At 59.9% G+C, this 15,514-nt stretch carries 18 protein-coding genes; all 18 read right to left on the bottom strand.

From position 1 onward, the window contains the following. Positions 1-207 precede the first annotated feature (207 nt). On the bottom strand, positions 208-1,359 hold the full coding sequence (bamB, locus tag HFK74_RS25305; protein ID WP_180205855.1) for an outer membrane protein assembly factor BamB: 1,152 nt from the start codon (positions 1,357-1,359) through the stop codon (positions 208-210). Next, positions 1,352-1,993, bottom strand: coding sequence for a tetratricopeptide repeat protein (locus HFK74_RS25300; RefSeq protein WP_180205854.1), 642 nt, complete (start codon positions 1,991-1,993; stop codon positions 1,352-1,354). The genes bamB and HFK74_RS25300 overlap by 8 nt, the downstream gene beginning before the upstream one ends. A gap of 41 nt (positions 1,994-2,034) precedes the next feature. Then, a complete protein-coding gene (hisS, locus tag HFK74_RS25295) occupies positions 2,035-3,324 on the bottom strand; it encodes a histidine--tRNA ligase (RefSeq protein WP_180205853.1) in 1,290 nt (429 codons plus the stop codon). A 36-nt stretch (positions 3,325-3,360) separates the two neighbouring features. Further along, entirely contained in the window at positions 3,361-4,470 is a 1,110-nt protein-coding gene (ispG, locus tag HFK74_RS25290) for a flavodoxin-dependent (E)-4-hydroxy-3-methylbut-2-enyl-diphosphate synthase (RefSeq protein WP_008057743.1), read from the bottom strand. Between the two features lie 3 nt (positions 4,471-4,473). Next, the gene (locus tag HFK74_RS25285) at positions 4,474-5,493 is read right to left on the bottom strand and encodes a RodZ family helix-turn-helix domain-containing protein (protein WP_180205852.1); all 1,020 of its coding nucleotides are present in this window, start codon (positions 5,491-5,493) and stop codon (positions 4,474-4,476) included. Next, positions 5,493-6,251, bottom strand: coding sequence for a type IV pilus biogenesis/stability protein PilW (gene pilW, locus HFK74_RS25280; protein ID WP_180205851.1), 759 nt, complete (start codon positions 6,249-6,251; stop codon positions 5,493-5,495). Before pilW ends, HFK74_RS25285 begins: the two co-directional genes overlap by 1 nt. Before the next feature lie 16 nt (positions 6,252-6,267). Next, positions 6,268-7,410, bottom strand: coding sequence for a 23S rRNA (adenine(2503)-C(2))-methyltransferase RlmN (gene rlmN / locus HFK74_RS25275; protein WP_008057736.1), 1,143 nt, complete (start codon positions 7,408-7,410; stop codon positions 6,268-6,270). A gap of 28 nt (positions 7,411-7,438) precedes the next feature. Continuing rightward, on the bottom strand, positions 7,439-7,864 hold the full coding sequence (gene ndk / locus HFK74_RS25270; RefSeq protein ID WP_007903599.1) for a nucleoside-diphosphate kinase: 426 nt from the start codon (positions 7,862-7,864) through the stop codon (positions 7,439-7,441). Between the two features lie 88 nt (positions 7,865-7,952). After that, complete coding sequence (gene iscX / locus HFK74_RS25265) at positions 7,953-8,153, bottom strand: Fe-S cluster assembly protein IscX (protein ID WP_180205850.1); 201 nt, start codon at positions 8,151-8,153, stop codon at positions 7,953-7,955. Between the two features lie 14 nt (positions 8,154-8,167). Further along, entirely contained in the window at positions 8,168-8,509 is a 342-nt protein-coding gene (gene fdx, locus HFK74_RS25260; RefSeq protein ID WP_007998670.1) for an ISC system 2Fe-2S type ferredoxin, read from the bottom strand. A gap of 2 nt (positions 8,510-8,511) precedes the next feature. Next, on the bottom strand, positions 8,512-10,374 hold the full coding sequence (hscA, locus tag HFK74_RS25255) for a Fe-S protein assembly chaperone HscA (RefSeq protein ID WP_180205849.1): 1,863 nt from the start codon (positions 10,372-10,374) through the stop codon (positions 8,512-8,514). 51 nt (positions 10,375-10,425) lie between these two features. Then, positions 10,426-10,947 carry a co-chaperone HscB gene (hscB, locus tag HFK74_RS25250; protein ID WP_008025499.1) on the bottom strand — a complete coding sequence of 174 codons (522 nt, stop codon included), beginning with the start codon at positions 10,945-10,947 and terminating at the stop codon, positions 10,426-10,428. Positions 10,948-10,955: 8 nt separating this feature from the next. After that, positions 10,956-11,279 carry an iron-sulfur cluster assembly protein IscA gene (gene iscA, locus HFK74_RS25245; RefSeq protein ID WP_003227904.1) on the bottom strand — a complete coding sequence of 108 codons (324 nt, stop codon included), beginning with the start codon at positions 11,277-11,279 and terminating at the stop codon, positions 10,956-10,958. Positions 11,280-11,313: 34 nt separating this feature from the next. Continuing rightward, a complete protein-coding gene (gene iscU, locus HFK74_RS25240) occupies positions 11,314-11,700 on the bottom strand; it encodes a Fe-S cluster assembly scaffold IscU (RefSeq protein WP_007974006.1) in 387 nt (128 codons plus the stop codon). A 102-nt stretch (positions 11,701-11,802) separates the two neighbouring features. Next, the gene (locus tag HFK74_RS25235) at positions 11,803-13,017 is read right to left on the bottom strand and encodes an IscS subfamily cysteine desulfurase (protein WP_008057730.1); all 1,215 of its coding nucleotides are present in this window, start codon (positions 13,015-13,017) and stop codon (positions 11,803-11,805) included. A gap of 50 nt (positions 13,018-13,067) precedes the next feature. Continuing rightward, the gene (iscR, locus tag HFK74_RS25230; protein ID WP_007903581.1) at positions 13,068-13,559 is read right to left on the bottom strand and encodes a Fe-S cluster assembly transcriptional regulator IscR; all 492 of its coding nucleotides are present in this window, start codon (positions 13,557-13,559) and stop codon (positions 13,068-13,070) included. 264 nt (positions 13,560-13,823) lie between these two features. Further along, positions 13,824-14,600: a serine O-acetyltransferase gene (gene cysE, locus HFK74_RS25225; protein WP_180205848.1), complete on the bottom strand. Its 777-nt coding sequence runs from the start codon at positions 14,598-14,600 to the stop codon at positions 13,824-13,826. Positions 14,601-14,602: 2 nt separating this feature from the next. Beyond that, on the bottom strand, positions 14,603-15,373 hold the full coding sequence (trmJ, locus tag HFK74_RS25220) for a tRNA (cytosine(32)/uridine(32)-2'-O)-methyltransferase TrmJ (RefSeq protein WP_008057726.1): 771 nt from the start codon (positions 15,371-15,373) through the stop codon (positions 14,603-14,605). Positions 15,374-15,514 lie beyond the last annotated feature (141 nt).

The following is a 15,514-nucleotide window of genomic DNA, read 5'->3' as shown; positions in this document are numbered from 1 at the left end:
ATACAAAAGCCGCTGCTAGGCAGCGGCTGGTGCTCGGGGCAATCACTGTGTGCTTTTCTGTGGGAGCGAGCCTGCTCGCGATAAACGCAAAGGCACCGCGTTTATTCAGGTCGCCAACGTCATCGTTAACGTCCATCGCGAGCAGGCTCGCTCCCACATTTCTACCCACAGGTGAAGCCGCTTGGGGTTAAAACCCAAGCATAGTCGTTACTTAATGGTCAGGGCTTCCAGTTTGCCGCTGTTGCCATAGACATAAATCGTGTCACCCACCACCAGCGGACGCGCACGCAGGCCGTCGCTGTCGATGCGCTCACGGCCGACGAATCGACCGTCCACCTGACTCAACAGGTGCAGGTAACCTTCCAGGTCACCGACTGCAACGTAGCTGGAGAACACTTCCGGAGCCGTCAGTTGACGGCGAGCCAGCGAATCGTTGCTCCACAAGGCTGTGGTGGAACGCTCGTCGACGCCTTCAACGGTGCCCGAGGACAGGCTCACGTAGACGCTGCCGAAACCCTGGGCGACACCGGCGTAGCTGGAAGCATCACGCTGCCAGAGCTGCCGGCCGCTTTGCAGGTCCAGTGCCGCAACGCGACCCTGGTAGCTGGCGACATAAATCGTCTCACCGGACAGCAGCAAGCCGCCGTCGATGTCGACAACACGCTCCAGTTCCGAACGACCTTGCGGGATCGCTACACGCTGTTCCCACACCGGCACGCCGTTGGAGATGTCGAGAGCGACCACTTTACCGGTCGAGAAGCCAGCCACCGCGAGGCGGTTGGTCACGATCGGTGCGCTGGTGCCGCGCAGGGTCAGTACCGCCGGCGTGCTGTCATACAACCAGCGCTGGTTGCCGGTGGCGGCATCCAGACCGATCAAACGGTCGTCCTGGGTCTGGACCACGACCACATCGCCATTGTTGGCGGGTGGTGCGAGGACTTCACTGGACACGCGAGCGCGCCATTTCTCTTCGCCGTTGATGGCGTCCAGGGCAACGATTTCACCCTTGATCGTACCGATCGTCAGCAGACCGTAACCCACGCCAACGGCGCCGGAAACAGGCAGTTCGAGATCTTTCTTCCATTTGACGTCGCCGTTGCTGCGATCCAGCGCCATCACCACACCGGTGACATCGGCGGCATAGATGGTATCGCCATCGATGGCCGGAACCAGCATGTTGTAGGTTTCGCCCTGACCGTCACCGATCGAACGACTCCACTGCTTTTGCAGGACCACTTCTTCCTTGAAATCGGTCAACTCGGCCGGTGGCAATTCTTTCTTGCTGTTGCTGCTGCAACCCGCGGCCAAAATGGCCAGGGCCAGCAATGCTGCATGCTTCCAACGGATCACGTCACGCATCCCCTTTGGCCAGGTCGTCCAGCTTGATTTGCAGGCCACCGACCGCCGCTTCATCCGACAGTGCCGCCTTGGCTTTTTGATACGCCGCGTGCGCTTCGTCGGTACGACCCAGCTGCACCAGCAGGTCGCCCTTGAGTTCTTCGCGAGTGGCCAGGAAAGCCTTGTCGGCATCGCCTTCGAGCAGCTTCAGGGCTTCATCGACCTTGCTCTGCGCGGCCAGCACCTGCGCCAGGCGCTGACGGGCGATTTCGCCCAGTGCCGGGTTGGCCGGCTTGGCGACGATGGCCTTGAGCTCATTGGCTGCGTCATCGAGCTTGCCACTGTCGACCGCGACTTTCGCCACGAACAGGCTGCCGTATTGCGCATAGGCGCTGCCGCCGAACTCGCTGTTGAGCTTGCCGGCCAGGTCCGAGACCCGCGCCGCATCCGGCTTGCCGTCAGGCGTCAGCGTGGTTTCGAGCAGTTGCTGATAGAGCATCGAGGCGCCTTGCGACTGGTTGCTCTGATACTTCTGGAACGCCTGCCAACCGAACACGATGACCAGCGCCAACAGGCCGCCAGTGACCAGGGGCTTGCCGTTGCGTGACCACCATTCCTTAAAATCCGCCAGCTGTTCGTCTTCGGTACTCGACACCCCAATACTCCTTAATCGCTAATTCGGCTGTTAAGACAGCTTCAACCCTGCACGACGCAGGTGGCCAGGTGTGCAGCAAGCGCATCCCAGGCAATGCTTTGTTGTTCGCCCTGGCCACGCAGGGGTTTGAAACCTACCACTTGCTGGGCCATTTCGTCGTCACCGAGGATCAGTGCGTACAGCGCACCGCTCTTGTCGGCCTTCTTGAACTGGCTCTTGAAGCTGCCGGCACCGGCATTGACTTGCAGGCGCAGGTTGGGCAACTGGTCGCGCACGCGCTCGGCTAGGGCCAGGCCAGCCAGCTCGGCGGCTTCACCGAAGGCGCAGAGGTAGACGTCGACCTGACGGGAGATTTCTTCCGGGATCTGCTCCAGGGTTTCCAGCAGCAACACCAGGCGCTCGATGCCCATGGCGAAACCGACGCCAGCAGTAGGCTTGCCGCCCATCTGCTCGACCAGGCCGTCATAACGACCACCGGCACACACGGTGCCCTGGGCGCCGAGTTTGTCGGTGACCCATTCGAAAACGGTCTTGCTGTAGTAGTCCAACCCGCGAACCAGCTTCGGGTTGATCACATAAGGAATGCCGGCGGCGTCCAGGCGAGCCTTGAGGCCCTCGAAGTGCACGCGGGATTCTTCGTCGAGGTAATCGGCCATTTTCGGCGCATCGACCAGAATCGCCTGTGTGTCGGCGTTCTTGGTGTCCAGGACCCGCAGCGGGTTGGTTTTCAGACGGCGCTGGCTGTCTTCGTCCAGCTTGTCCAGGTGACCGGACAGGAACTCGACCAACGCTTCACGATAACGACCACGGGACTCGCTGGTGCCCAGGCTGTTGAGTTCGAGCTTGACCGCATCGCGGATGCCCAGCTCGCCCCACAGGCGCCAGGTCAGCACGATCAGCTCGGCATCGATGTCCGGACCGTCGAGGTTGAACACTTCGACGCCGATCTGGTGGAACTGGCGATAACGGCCTTTCTGCGGACGCTCGTGACGGAACATCGGGCCGATGTACCAGAGTTTCTGCACCTGGCCACCGCCGGTGATGCCGTGTTCGAGCACGGCACGCACGCAGGCTGCGGTCCCTTCAGGGCGCAGGGTCAGGGAGTCACCGTTACGGTCGTCGAAGGTGTACATCTCTTTTTCGACGATGTCGGTCACTTCACCGATGGAGCGCTTGAACAGCTCGGTGAACTCGACGATCGGCATACGGATCTGCTTGTAACCGTAGTTATCCAGCAGGCGCGAAACGGTGCCTTCGAAATGACGCCACAGGGGGGTCTGTTCGGGCAGGATGTCGTTCATGCCACGAATGGCTTGCAGAGACTTGCTCACATTAAATCCTTAAATTCGTTCGGCGCGTCGTCGGGCTTAGCCGCGAGCGATAACCGCTGCTTCAGCCTCGACCTTCTCGGCCGCTTTCTGGCGGATCAAGCGTTCAAGCTCATCCACCAGATTGTCATTCGTCAGTTTCTGCGACGGCTTGCCGTCGATGTAAATCAGGTTTGGCGTGCCGCCGGTCAAGCCGATATGGGCTTCCTTGGCTTCGCCCGGCCCGTTGACCACGCAACCGATGACCGCGACATCCAGCGGCACCAGCAGGTCTTCGAGGCGCCCTTCCAGCTCGTTCATGGTCTTGACCACATCGAAGTTCTGCCGCGAGCAACTCGGGCAGGCGATGAAGTTGATGCCACGGGAACGCAGATGCAGGGACTTGAGGATGTCGTAGCCGACTTTCACTTCCTCGACCGGGTCAGCCGCCAACGAGATGCGAATGGTATCGCCAATCCCTTCGGCGAGCAGCATACCGAGGCCCACGGCAGATTTCACTGTGCCTGAACGCAAACCACCGGCTTCGGTGATCCCCAGGTGCAGTGGCTGGACAATTTCCTTGGCCAGCAAGCGGTAGGCTTCGACGGCCATGAACACGTCGGAGGCTTTCACGCTGACCTTGAAGTCCTGGAAGTTCAGGCGCTCAAGGTGTTCGACGTGGCGCAACGCCGATTCGACCAGCGCAGCCGGGGTCGGCTCGCCGTATTTTTTCTGCAGGTCTTTTTCCAGGGAGCCGGCGTTCACGCCGATACGGATCGGAATGCCGCGATCGCGGGCGGCATCGACCACCGCGCGCACACGGTCTTCGCGACCGATGTTGCCCGGGTTGATCCGCAGGCAGTCAACACCCAGCTCGGCCACGCGCAAGGCAATGCGGTAGTCGAAGTGAATGTCGGCGACCAAGGGCACCTTGACCAGTTGCTTGATCTTGCCGAAGGCCTCGGCGGCGTCCATATCCGGCACGGATACCCGCACGATATCGACACCGGCTGCTTCCAGGCGATTGATTTGCGCAACAGTCGCAGCGACGTCATTGGTGTCGCTGTTGGTCATGCTTTGCACAGCGATGGGCGCATCGCCGCCAACAGGTACATTACCGACCCAGATCTTGCGCGATTCGCGACGTTTGATTGGAGATTCGCCGTGCATGACTTATTGACCCAACTTCAGGCGAGCAGTCTCGCCACTGGTGAACGGAGCGACATTGACCGCCTGACCGTTGTAGCTGACTTGCGCGCCGCGGGCATAACCCAGGCGCACGGAAAACGGCGGCTTGCCATTGAGGGAAACGCTTTCGCCTTTACGCTTCAGACCGCTCAACAGCACCTTGCCGTTGCCGTCGGTCACCTGGGTCCAGCAGTCGGCGGTGAACTGCAGTTGGACCTGGCCCTGGCCTGCCACCGCAGGCGCTGCGGGTGCCGGTGCTGGAGCCGCAGCGGTTGGCGCTGGAGCACTTGGAGCAACCGGTGCAGTCACCGCAGGCGCTGCAACAACAGGAGCTGCCGGGGCTGGCGCAACAGGTGTGGCCACGAGCGGAGCGGTAGCGGCCGGTGCAACAGTTGCCGGAGCAGGCGTTTCAGTCGGTGCCTGGGTCGAGGTGTCGGCCTGCGGCAATGCCAAGGCCGTTGTGGTTTCAGCCTGGCCTTCGGCGACGGCCTGGTCTTCCGGCTCGTCCAGCGGATGAATCTGGGTGGTGCCGTCGGCGCCTTCAACTTCCACGTGTTCCGGGGTCAGGCTGATCAGGTCCTTGGTGCGCAGCGACGTCTGGTCCTGCCACCAGACAAAACCGCCACCCACCACGGCCACCAGCAACAACAGGCTGACAATGCGCAGGATGGTGTGGGACACGCGCACCGGTTCTTCGATACGGCCAAGGCTGTGAACGTTGCTGCCCTTGGAGTCGGTACCGGTGGATTGGTCGAACTGCTGGACCAGGACGGCCTGGTCCATGCCGAGCAATTTGGCATAGGCGCGAATATAGCCGCGGGCGAAGGTATGCCCTGGCAGCTTGTCGAACTCACCGGCTTCCAGATTGCTCAGGGAATTGACGGTAAGGTTGAGCTTGAGGGCCACTTCGGCCAGCGACCAGCCATTGCTTTCGCGGGCCTGGCGCAAGGTCTCACCGGGGTTAACGCGATTCGCTGCTACAACTTCGGGATGCGCCGCTTTCATCATTGCTCCGACAGGTATTGCTGATATTCCGGTGTACCGGGATAGAGTCGTTTTAATTGCAGGCCCGCACTGGCGGCCTTGTCGCGATCATCAAACACTTTTGCCAGGCGAATGCCGAGCAATAGACTACGTGCATTTTGCTCGGTAAGCAGGCTAAAACGGTCGTAATAGTCACGCGCGGGCACATAATGCCTGTCTTCGTAAGACAACTCAGCCATTTCCAGCAATGCCCGAGGCTGTTGTCGATTCAAACGCAGGGCTTTTTCCAGTTGTTGCTGGGCCAACTCACGCTGGCCGAGCATCGAAGCGGTCATGCCGAGGTTCTCGAACACCCGCGAACGCTCAGGATACAGGGTATCGGCCGCGGCCTGTTCGAAGCGCTCGTAGGCTTCCTTGTAACGTTTCCGCTCGAAGAGAAAGCTGCCGTAGTTGTTGAGGATTCGCGCATCGGCGGGACGGGAGGACAGCGCCTTGCGAAAATGCTGGTCAGCCAGCTCCGGCTCCATCTCGGCCTGGAACACCAACCCCAGCGCCGCATTAGCGTCCGGGTCCGCGGCGTCCAGCTCCAGCGCCTTTTTCAGCGGCACTTTTGCGCGCTCGGTCATGCCTTGTTGCAAATAACCGATGCCTAGTTGCACGTAGGCCTCGCGCGCCTCGTCACGGCCTTTGCTGGTCTTCATCGGGTTGTAGTCGCCCGAAAGCACACAGCCAGCGCACAGGCTGGCCATTAGCAAAAGCAGCGCAAAGCGCAGGAACATGGAGATCCTCTCTTGATTACTTCGCAGCGTTCGAAGCCATATCGTTGTCGGCGTTCAGTTCACGCACGGCGATATAACGTTCGCTGCGACGGGTGCGATCCAGCACCTGCCCTACCAGTTGACCACAAGCGGCGTCGATGTCTTCACCACGGGTGGTGCGGACAGTGACGTTGAAACCGGCATGATGAAGCTGATCCTGGAACCGACGAATGGCGTTGTTGCTTGGCCGCTCGTACCCGGAATGCGGGAACGGGTTGAAAGGAATCAGGTTGATCTTGCACGGGATGTTCTTGAGCAACTCGATCATTTCAACGGCGTGCTCGACCTTGTCGTTCACGTCCTTGAGCAAGGTGTACTCGATGGTCAGCACGCGCTTTTCGCCCAGGGACGACATGTAGCGCTGGCACGACTCGAGGAGCATCTTAAGCGGATACTTCTTGTTGATCGGCACCAATTGGTTACGCAATGCGTCATTCGGTGCGTGCAGGGACAACGCCAGGGAGACGTCGATGTGCTTGGACAGCTCATCGATCATCGGCACTACGCCTGAGGTCGACAGGGTCACGCGGCGCTTGGAAATGCCGTAGCCCAGGTCGTCCATCATCAGGTGCATGGCGGCGATGACGTTGTCGAAGTTCAGCAGCGGCTCACCCATGCCCATCATCACCACGTTGGTGATGGCACGGTCGACGGTTGCCGGGACGCTGCCAAAGGATTTGTTGGCAATCCACACCTGGCCGATGACTTCGGCGGCGGTGAGGTTGCTGTTGAAGCCTTGCTTGCCGGTGGAGCAGAAACTGCAATCCAGGGCACAGCCTGCCTGGGACGAAACGCACAAGGTGCCGCGTTTGCCCTGGGGAATGTACACGGTCTCGACGCAGCTGCCGGACGCCACGCGCACCACCCACTTACGGGTGCCGTCGCTGGAGATGTCCTCGCTGACCACTTCCGGACCACGGACCTCAGCAACAGCCTTGAGCTTTTCGCGCAAGGCCTTGCTGACGTTCGTCATGGCGTCGAAATCATCGACGCCAAAGTGGTGAATCCATTTCATTACCTGACCGGCACGGAAACGCTTCTCCCCGATTGAGTCGAAGAATTTTTCCATTTCCTGTTGAGTCAGACCCAGCAGGTTAGTTTTTACAGTCGATGTAGTCATGGATTCACCTTCACTCTTAAGCCAATGCTTAGCGAGTGGTTACTTCAGTAGCTGCGAAGAAGTACGAGATTTCGCGAGCGGCAGCGGCTTCGGAGTCCGAACCGTGTACGGCGTTGGCGTCGATCGAGTCAGCGAAGTCAGCACGGATGGTGCCAGCAGCAGCTTCTTTAGGGTTGGTAGCGCCCATCAGCTCACGGTTCAGAGCGATAGCGTTTTCGCCTTCCAGAACCTGAACAACAACTGGACCGGAGATCATGAAAGCAACCAGGTCGTTGAAGAAACCACGAGCGCTGTGCTCAGCGTAGAAGCCTTCGGCTTCGGCTTTGGACAGTTGCTTCAGTTTCGAAGCTACAACGCGCAGGCCAGCTTTTTCGAAACGAGTGGTGATCTCGCCGATCACGTTTTTAGCAACGGCGTCAGGCTTGATGATGGAGAAAGTACGTTGAACAGCCATGGTGTAACTCCAGAAACGGTAATTTGCGAAAAATTAAACCCGCGAATTATACGCGGGTTCTTGGGTATTGCCTAACCTGCAGCGTGGCTCAGTCGCGTTCTTCGATCCAGTGGGCCTGAATGGCCTCCAGGATCTTTTCGCCACAATGCTCAGGCAAATCGTCGAACTCGGGCAATTCCATCACCCATTTGCGCAGATCGACGAAGTTGACCGACAAAGGGTCAACATCGGGCTTGCTTTCAGCCAGCTGGATCGCGATCTCCAGCACATCAGTCCACTTGAGTTTCATGACAATTCCTTGAATCAGTGCGGTGCTTCGGCTGCGTGGTTGAGCGAGTACTTCGGAATTTCGACGGTCAGGTCTTCGGTGCCGACCTTGGCCTGACAGCCCAGGCGCGATTCGCGCTCAAGGCCCCAAGCCTTGTCAAGGTAGTCTTCTTCCAGCTCGTCAGCCTCTTCCAGCGAGTCGAAACCCTCGCGGATGATGCAGTGACAGGTGGTGCAGGCGCAGACGCCGCCACAGGCACTTTCCATCTCGATATGGTGTTCGTGGGCCAGTTCGAGGATGGAAATACCTGTCTCAGCCTCCACGACCATGCCTTCCGGGCAAAACTTTTCGTGTGGCAGAAAAATGACCTGCGGCATCGTTATTCCTCAATCTCATTCAGGTTGCGCCCCGACAGCGCGGCTTTCACGGTCAAGTCCATGCGACGGGCGGCAAAAGCGTCGGTTACTTGCGACAGACGCTTGGTCTGCTGCTCGATGGCAAAACCATCGGAACCTTTCATCAGTTCGGTCAGTTCCTGCATCTGCAATTCAATGACCATGCGCTCTTCGGCATCGAGCAGGCGGTCGCCGTCGGCTTCCAGGGCGCCCTGCACCGCTTCAATCAAGCGCTGGGCATCGACCTGCTGCTCGCGCAATACGCGGGCAACCTTGTCGTCATTGGCGTGCTGGAACGAATCCTTGAGCATCTTGGCGATTTCGCCGTCGGTCAGGCCGTAGGACGGCTTGACCTGGATGCTGGCTTCGACGCCCGAACCCAATTCGCGAGCGGAAACACTGAGCAAGCCGTCGGCATCGACCTGGAAGGTCACGCGAATCTTCGCCGCGCCGGCCACCATCGCCGGAATACCGCGCAATTCGAAGCGTGCCAGGGAGCGGCAGTCGCTGATCAGCTCGCGCTCGCCCTGCAACACGTGGATCGCCATGGCCGACTGGCCATCTTTGTAGGTGGTGAAGTCCTGGGCGCGAGCGACGGGGATGGTGGTGTTGCGTGGAATCACCTTCTCCATCAGGCCGCCCATGGTTTCCAGGCCCAGGGACAACGGAATCACGTCCAGCAGCAGCAATTCATCGCCATCGCGCTTGTTACCGGCCAGGGTATCGGCCTGGATCGCGGCACCGATGGCCACCACTTGATCCGGGTCGATTTCAGTCAGTGGCTGACGCCCAAAGGCCTCAGCGACGGCTTCGCGAACGCGCGGCACGCGAGTCGAGCCGCCGACCATGACCACCGCATGCACGTCTTCCAGCTCTACACCGGAATCACGCACCGCACGGCGACAGGCTTTCAAGCTGCGCGCGACCATCGGCTCGATCAAGGCATCAAAGGCTTCGCGGGTCAGCTCGGCTTTCCAGTCGCCATGTGCCACTTCGACCGACGAGGCGTTGGTCAGGGCTTCTTTGGCAGCACAGGCCGTTTGCAGCAGTTGACGCTGCGCACCCGGATCGAGATTGGCGGACAGGCCGGCGCTCTCGATGATCCAGCCAGCGATCGCGTGGTCGAAGTCATCACCGCCCAGGGCGCTGTCGCCGCCGGTAGCCAAAACTTCGAACACACCGCCGGTCAGGCGCAGAATCGAAATATCGAAGGTGCCACCGCCCAGGTCATAAATCGCCACCAGGCCTTCGGCATGCTGATCCAGACCGTAAGCCACCGCCGCGGCAGTCGGCTCGTTGAGCAAGCGCAGCACGTTCAGGCCGGCCAGCTTGGCCGCGTCCTTGGTGGCCTGGCGCTGGGCGTCGTCGAAATAGGCCGGAACGGTGATCACCGCCCCTACCAGCTCACCGCCCAGGGTCGCTTCAGCGCGCTGGCGCAGGACCTTGAGGATGTCGGCAGACACTTCGACCGGGCTTTTCGGGCCCTGGACCGTGTCGATGAACGGCATGTGCGACTCGCCGCCGACAAAGCGGTATGGCAGTTGATCGCCCAACTGCTTGACGTCGGCCAGACCGCGACCCATCAAGCGCTTGACCGACAGCACGGTGTTCAAGGGATCGGTGGCGGCAGCCAGCTTGGCGGATTCGCCAACCTCGACGCGATCAGCGTGATAGCGCACGGCAGACGGCAGGATGACCTGCCCTTGCGCGTCAGCCAGAGGCTCGGAAAGACCACTGCGCAACGCAGCGACCAGCGAATTGGTAGTGCCCAAGTCGATCCCCACAGCCAGGCGACGCTGGTGCGGTTGAGGACTTTGGCCGGGTTCGGCGATCTGCAGTAGGGCCATCGTTATCAGGACTTATCTGTATATCAGGCGTGCGACCGGAGCGGCACTGGGTTAATCGTCGAGGCGCTCTTCTAACTGGCGCACTTCGTAGGTCAGCTTGTCGAGGAACTGCATGCGCCGCATCAGGCGTTCGGCCTGTTCACGTTGCGCTGCATCATTCCAGCAGGCTGCGAAACTGTCGTTCAGTTTTTCCTGGGCCACTTTCAGGCGGCGCTTGAAGACGGCAACGCCATTGAGGTCGGCGCTGTCCTGCAGGTCTTCGAGCTCTTCGCGCAACTCCATCTGTTGCAGAAGAAACTCCGGATCATGCACCGTGACCTCCAGCGGCAACTCGCCACCATTCAAGGCGAGCAGGTATCGCGCGCGCTTGGGTGGACTCTTGAGCGTCTGGTAGGCCTCGTTGAGGCTCGCGGATTGCTCTAGCGCCAGCCGCTGCTCCCGCTCGGAAGCGTCGGCAAAGCGGTCTGGGTGTACACTGCGCGCCAACTCACGGTAGCGCGTAGCCAGCTGGTCGAGATCCAGGTTGAAGCTCGGTTGCAGCTCGAATAAAGCGAAATGACAAGGAGTACCCACGACAAGCCTCAGATGTTGAAGCTTTCGCCGCAGCCACATTCACCGCGTACGTTGGGGTTGTTGAACTTAAAGCCTTCGTTCAACCCTTCCTTGACGAAATCGAGCTCGGTGCCGTCCAGGTAGGCCAGGCTTTTCGGGTCGATGATCACTTTCTCGCCGTGACTCTCGAACACCTGGTCCTCTGCAACCACCTCGTCGACAAACTCCAGCACGTAGGCAAGGCCGGAGCAGCCCGTGGTGCGAACACCCAGGCGAATCCCCTCACCTTTGCCGCGCCCGTCAAGGGAGCGTCGCACGTGTCGAGCAGCCGCTTCTGTCATGCTGATAGCCATCGGTGACTCCTTACTCGTCGCCAAAAACTGAAAGTCAGATCAAGCCTTTCTTCTGCTTGTAATCGCGAACAGCCGCCTTGATGGCGTCTTCGGCGAGTACCGAGCAGTGAATTTTCACTGGCGGCAGGGCCAGCTCTTCAGCCAGCTGGGTGTTCTTGATGGTTTCCGCTTCGTCCAGGGTCTTGCCCTTCATCCACTCGGTGGCGAGGGAGCTGGAGGCGATCGCCGAACCGCAGCCGTAGGTCTTGAACTTGGCATCTTCGATAATGCCGGCGTCGTTGACCTTGATCTGCAGGCGCATCACGTCGCCGCACGCCGGAGCGCCGACCATGCCGGTGCCGACATCAGGATCTTCCGCGTCCATCTTGCCGACGTTGCGCGGGTTTTCGTAGTGGTCGATGACCTTTTCGCTGTAAGCCATGATTCTCAATCCTCACTCATCAGGGCCGCTCTTGAGACCCTGTAGCTGCGCTTGCGTCAGTCGCCGCGTCGCTACAGGAGCTGTATCCGGCGGCTTCTTTGTTTAGTGTGCCGCCCACTCGATCTTCGAGATATCGACGCCGTCTTTGTACATGTCCCACAGCGGCGACAAAGCGCGCAGCTTGGTAACGGCCTCGCAGACTTTCTGCGCGGCATAATCGATTTCTTCTTCGGTGGTGAAACGGCCGAAGGTGAAGCGGATCGAGCTGTGTGCCAGTTCGTCGTTGCGGCCCAGGGCGCGCAGTACGTACGAAGGCTCAAGCGACGCCGAGGTGCAGGCCGAACCGGACGAAACCGCCAGGTCCTTGAGCGCCATGATCAGCGACTCGCCTTCAACGTAGTTGAAGCTCAGGTTCAGGTTGTGCGGTACGCGGGCAGTCAGGCTGCCGTTGACGTACAACTCTTCCAGGTGCTCGACCTGCTTGTAGAAACGGTCGCTCAAGGCCTTGATACGCACGTTCTCGGCAGCCATGTCTTCCTTGGCCACACGGAACGCTTCGCCCATGCCGACGATCTGGTGGGTCGCCAGGGTGCCCGAACGCATGCCGCGCTCGTGACCGCCGCCGTGCATGGTCGCTTCGATGCGAACACGCGGCTTGCGGCTGACGTACAGGGCGCCGATGCCTTTAGGACCGTAGGTCTTGTGGGCGGAGAACGACATCATGTCGACTTTCAGCTTCTGCAGGTCGATTTCGACCTTGCCAGTGGACTGGGCGGCGTCGACGTGGAACAGGATGCCCTTGGAACGGAGCAGTTCGCCGATCGCTGCGATGTCGTTGATGGTGCCGATTTCGTTGTTCACGTGCATCACCGACACAAGGATGGTGTCGTCGCGCAGTTCGGCTTCGATCATCTCAGGCGTAACCAGGCCGTCGGTGCGAGGCTCGATGTAGGTCACTTCGAAACCTTCACGCTCCAGTTGGCGCATGGTGTCCAGGACAGCCTTGTGCTCGATCTTGGTGGTGATCAGGTGCTTGCCTTTGGTGGCATAGAAATGTGCCGCACCCTTGATTGCCAGGTTGTCGGATTCGGTGGCACCGGAAGTCCAGACGATTTCGCGCGGGTCGGCGTTGACCAGGTCGGCCACCTGACGACGGGCGTTTTCGACGGATTCTTCGGCTTTCCAGCCAAACACGTGGGAACGGGACGCCGGGTTACCGAAGTTTCCGTCGACCAGCAGGCATTCACTCATCTTTTGCGCGACACGCGGATCAACCGGGGTAGTCGCAGAGTAATCAAGGTAAATCGGCAATTTCATGGACTATCTCCTAAATCAGGCTGGCTGGCGTGCCGCTAGCTCTCTGGCTGTCATTCGACGGCGGACGCTTCAATCTTGTCCAGGCGTGGCGCCTTGCTGTTGCAACGGCGTTGATCCTGACGCTGGGCTACTTCTTGCACCTCACGGCGAGTCACAAGGTCAGCCAAGCTGATACCGCTCAGAAATTCGTGAATCTGCAGGCTCAGATCGCACCACAAGTGGTGGGTCAGGCAGGTGTCACCTTGATGGCAATCACCCTGGCCCTGGCATTTGGTTGCATCGACCGATTCGTTCACCGCATCGATCACCTGGGCGACCTGGATACCTTGCATGTCGCGTGACAGCTGGTAGCCACCGCCTGGACCGCGAACGCTGGAGACCAGATTGCTGCGGCGCAATTTGGCAAACAGCTGCTCGAGGTAGGACAGGGAGATGCCTTGGCGCTCGGAGATATCGGCCAGGGACACGGGCCCGTGCTGCGCGTGCAACGCCAGGTCGAGCATGGCGGTCACGGCGTATCGGCCTTTTGTAGTCAGTCGCATGGACAATTACCACGGAGTTCGGAATGAGGCGAGTATGCAATTCCCGAGTATTTAAGTCAACTATAAGACCTAGTACTTTAGTCAGGTTTACCCGCAAAAGAGCGGCCGCATCATAGCAAAGGCTGGGGCCAAACAGCCAGCAGTACCGAGTTATCGTTCATCGCGGGCAAGCCCGCTCCCACAAGGTTTCGGGTGAAGCACAAATTGTGTGGATACCGAAAATCCCTGTGGGAGCGGGCTTGCCCGCGATGAAGTCGACTCGGTCTAGCTGGCCTGGCTTTGGTCCTTGTCCTTCACACAGGCGAAGTCTTCTTCGCGCAGCTCAGGCAGGTCCTTGGCACAGTAATTACTGCCCAGATCCTTCAACGCCCCGCACACCCCCTCCAGGCGCCCATCGACCGCCTGCAGGTGGTCGAGCAACTGGTTGATGGCACGCGCCACCGGGTCCGGCATGTCTTCCGTCACACCATAGGCATCGAAGCCGATTTTCTCGGCCATGGCCTTGCGCTTGGCGTCCAGTTCCTGGTCAGGCTTGACGATGATCCGCCCCGGGATGCCCACCACAGTGGCGCCCGGTGGCACTTCCTTGGTCACAACGGCATTGGAGCCCACCTTGGCGCCGGCGCCAACAGTGAACGGACCGAGCACCTTCGCTCCCGCCCCGACCACCACGCCATCACCCAGGGTCGGGTGACGCTTGCCCTTGTTCCAGCTGGTGCCGCCCAGGGTCACACCCTGGTAAATGGTCACGTCGTCGCCGATTTCAGCCGTTTCACCAATGACGATGCCCATGCCATGGTCAATGAAGAAACGCCGACCGACCTTGGCCCCCGGATGGATCTCGATCCCGGTCAACCAGCGACCGAAGTTCGACACCAGCCGCGCCAGCCACTTCAGGTCCGCGCGCCATAGCATTGCCGACAAACGGTGAATCCAGATGGCATGCATGCCGGGGTAGCAGGTCAGGACTTCAAAAGCGTTACGCGCCGCCGGGTCTCGATGGAATACGCTCTGGATATCTTCACGCAAACGCTCAAACATCATTAATCCTTCCGCTTAAGAAGCTCACCACGGGCCGCTTTCTGGGTTTCCGTGAGGATGCCACGCAAAATATTCATTTCCGCCCGGCTGACCGAGCTGCGTCCGTACAACCGGCGCAGGCGCGCCATCAAGTGCCGTGGCTTTTCCGGGTCGAGGAATTCGATGGCCACCAGGGTCTGTTCCAGGTGCTCATAGAATCGCTCCAGCTCATCCATGGTCGCCAGCTCAGCGCTTTTGACCGACGCCACTTCTTCCTTCTCGACCTTGGTTGGCTGGCCTTGGGCGGCCAGCCAGGCCATGCGCACTTCATAACTCAACACCTGCACCGCCGCCCCAAGGTTCAGCGAACTGAACTCAGGGTCTGATGGAATGTGCACGTGATAGTGACATCGCTGCAGCTCGTCATTGGTCAGGCCGGAATCTTCACGACCGAACACCAGGGCGATCTCGGCGCCCTGCCCGGCTTCCTCGACCACTTTGGTCCCGCATTCGCGCGGATCCAGCAGTGGCCAGGGAATGCGCCGGTCGCGGGCACTGGTGCCCAGCACCAGATTGCAACCGACCAGGGCATCTTCCAAGGTGGCGACGACTTGCGCCTTTTCAAGGATGTCACCGGCACCGGAAGCACGGGCATCGGCCTCGTGGTGCGGGAACAGGCGTGGTTCGACCAGCACCAGGCGCGACAGCCCCATGTTTTTCATGGCGCGCGCGGTCCCGCCGATATTGCCCGGATGGCTGGTATTGACCAGGACGACACGAATGTTTTGCAGCAAGGGAGGCGCTCTCGAACACATTATCGGGAGCAGAATCTTACAGCGCTCACTACCGTTAAGCCATGAAAGCGAACGTCGTCCTTCTCCTGTAGAAACTTTCTGATAGAATGCCCGGCTTTCTTTAACAACCTTAGGTGACAC

It is taken from the genome of Pseudomonas sp. SbOxS1, assembly GCF_013416725.1.
Taxonomy (GTDB): domain Bacteria; phylum Pseudomonadota; class Gammaproteobacteria; order Pseudomonadales; family Pseudomonadaceae; genus Aquipseudomonas.
This window is presented reverse-complemented; position numbering and strand designations above follow the sequence as displayed.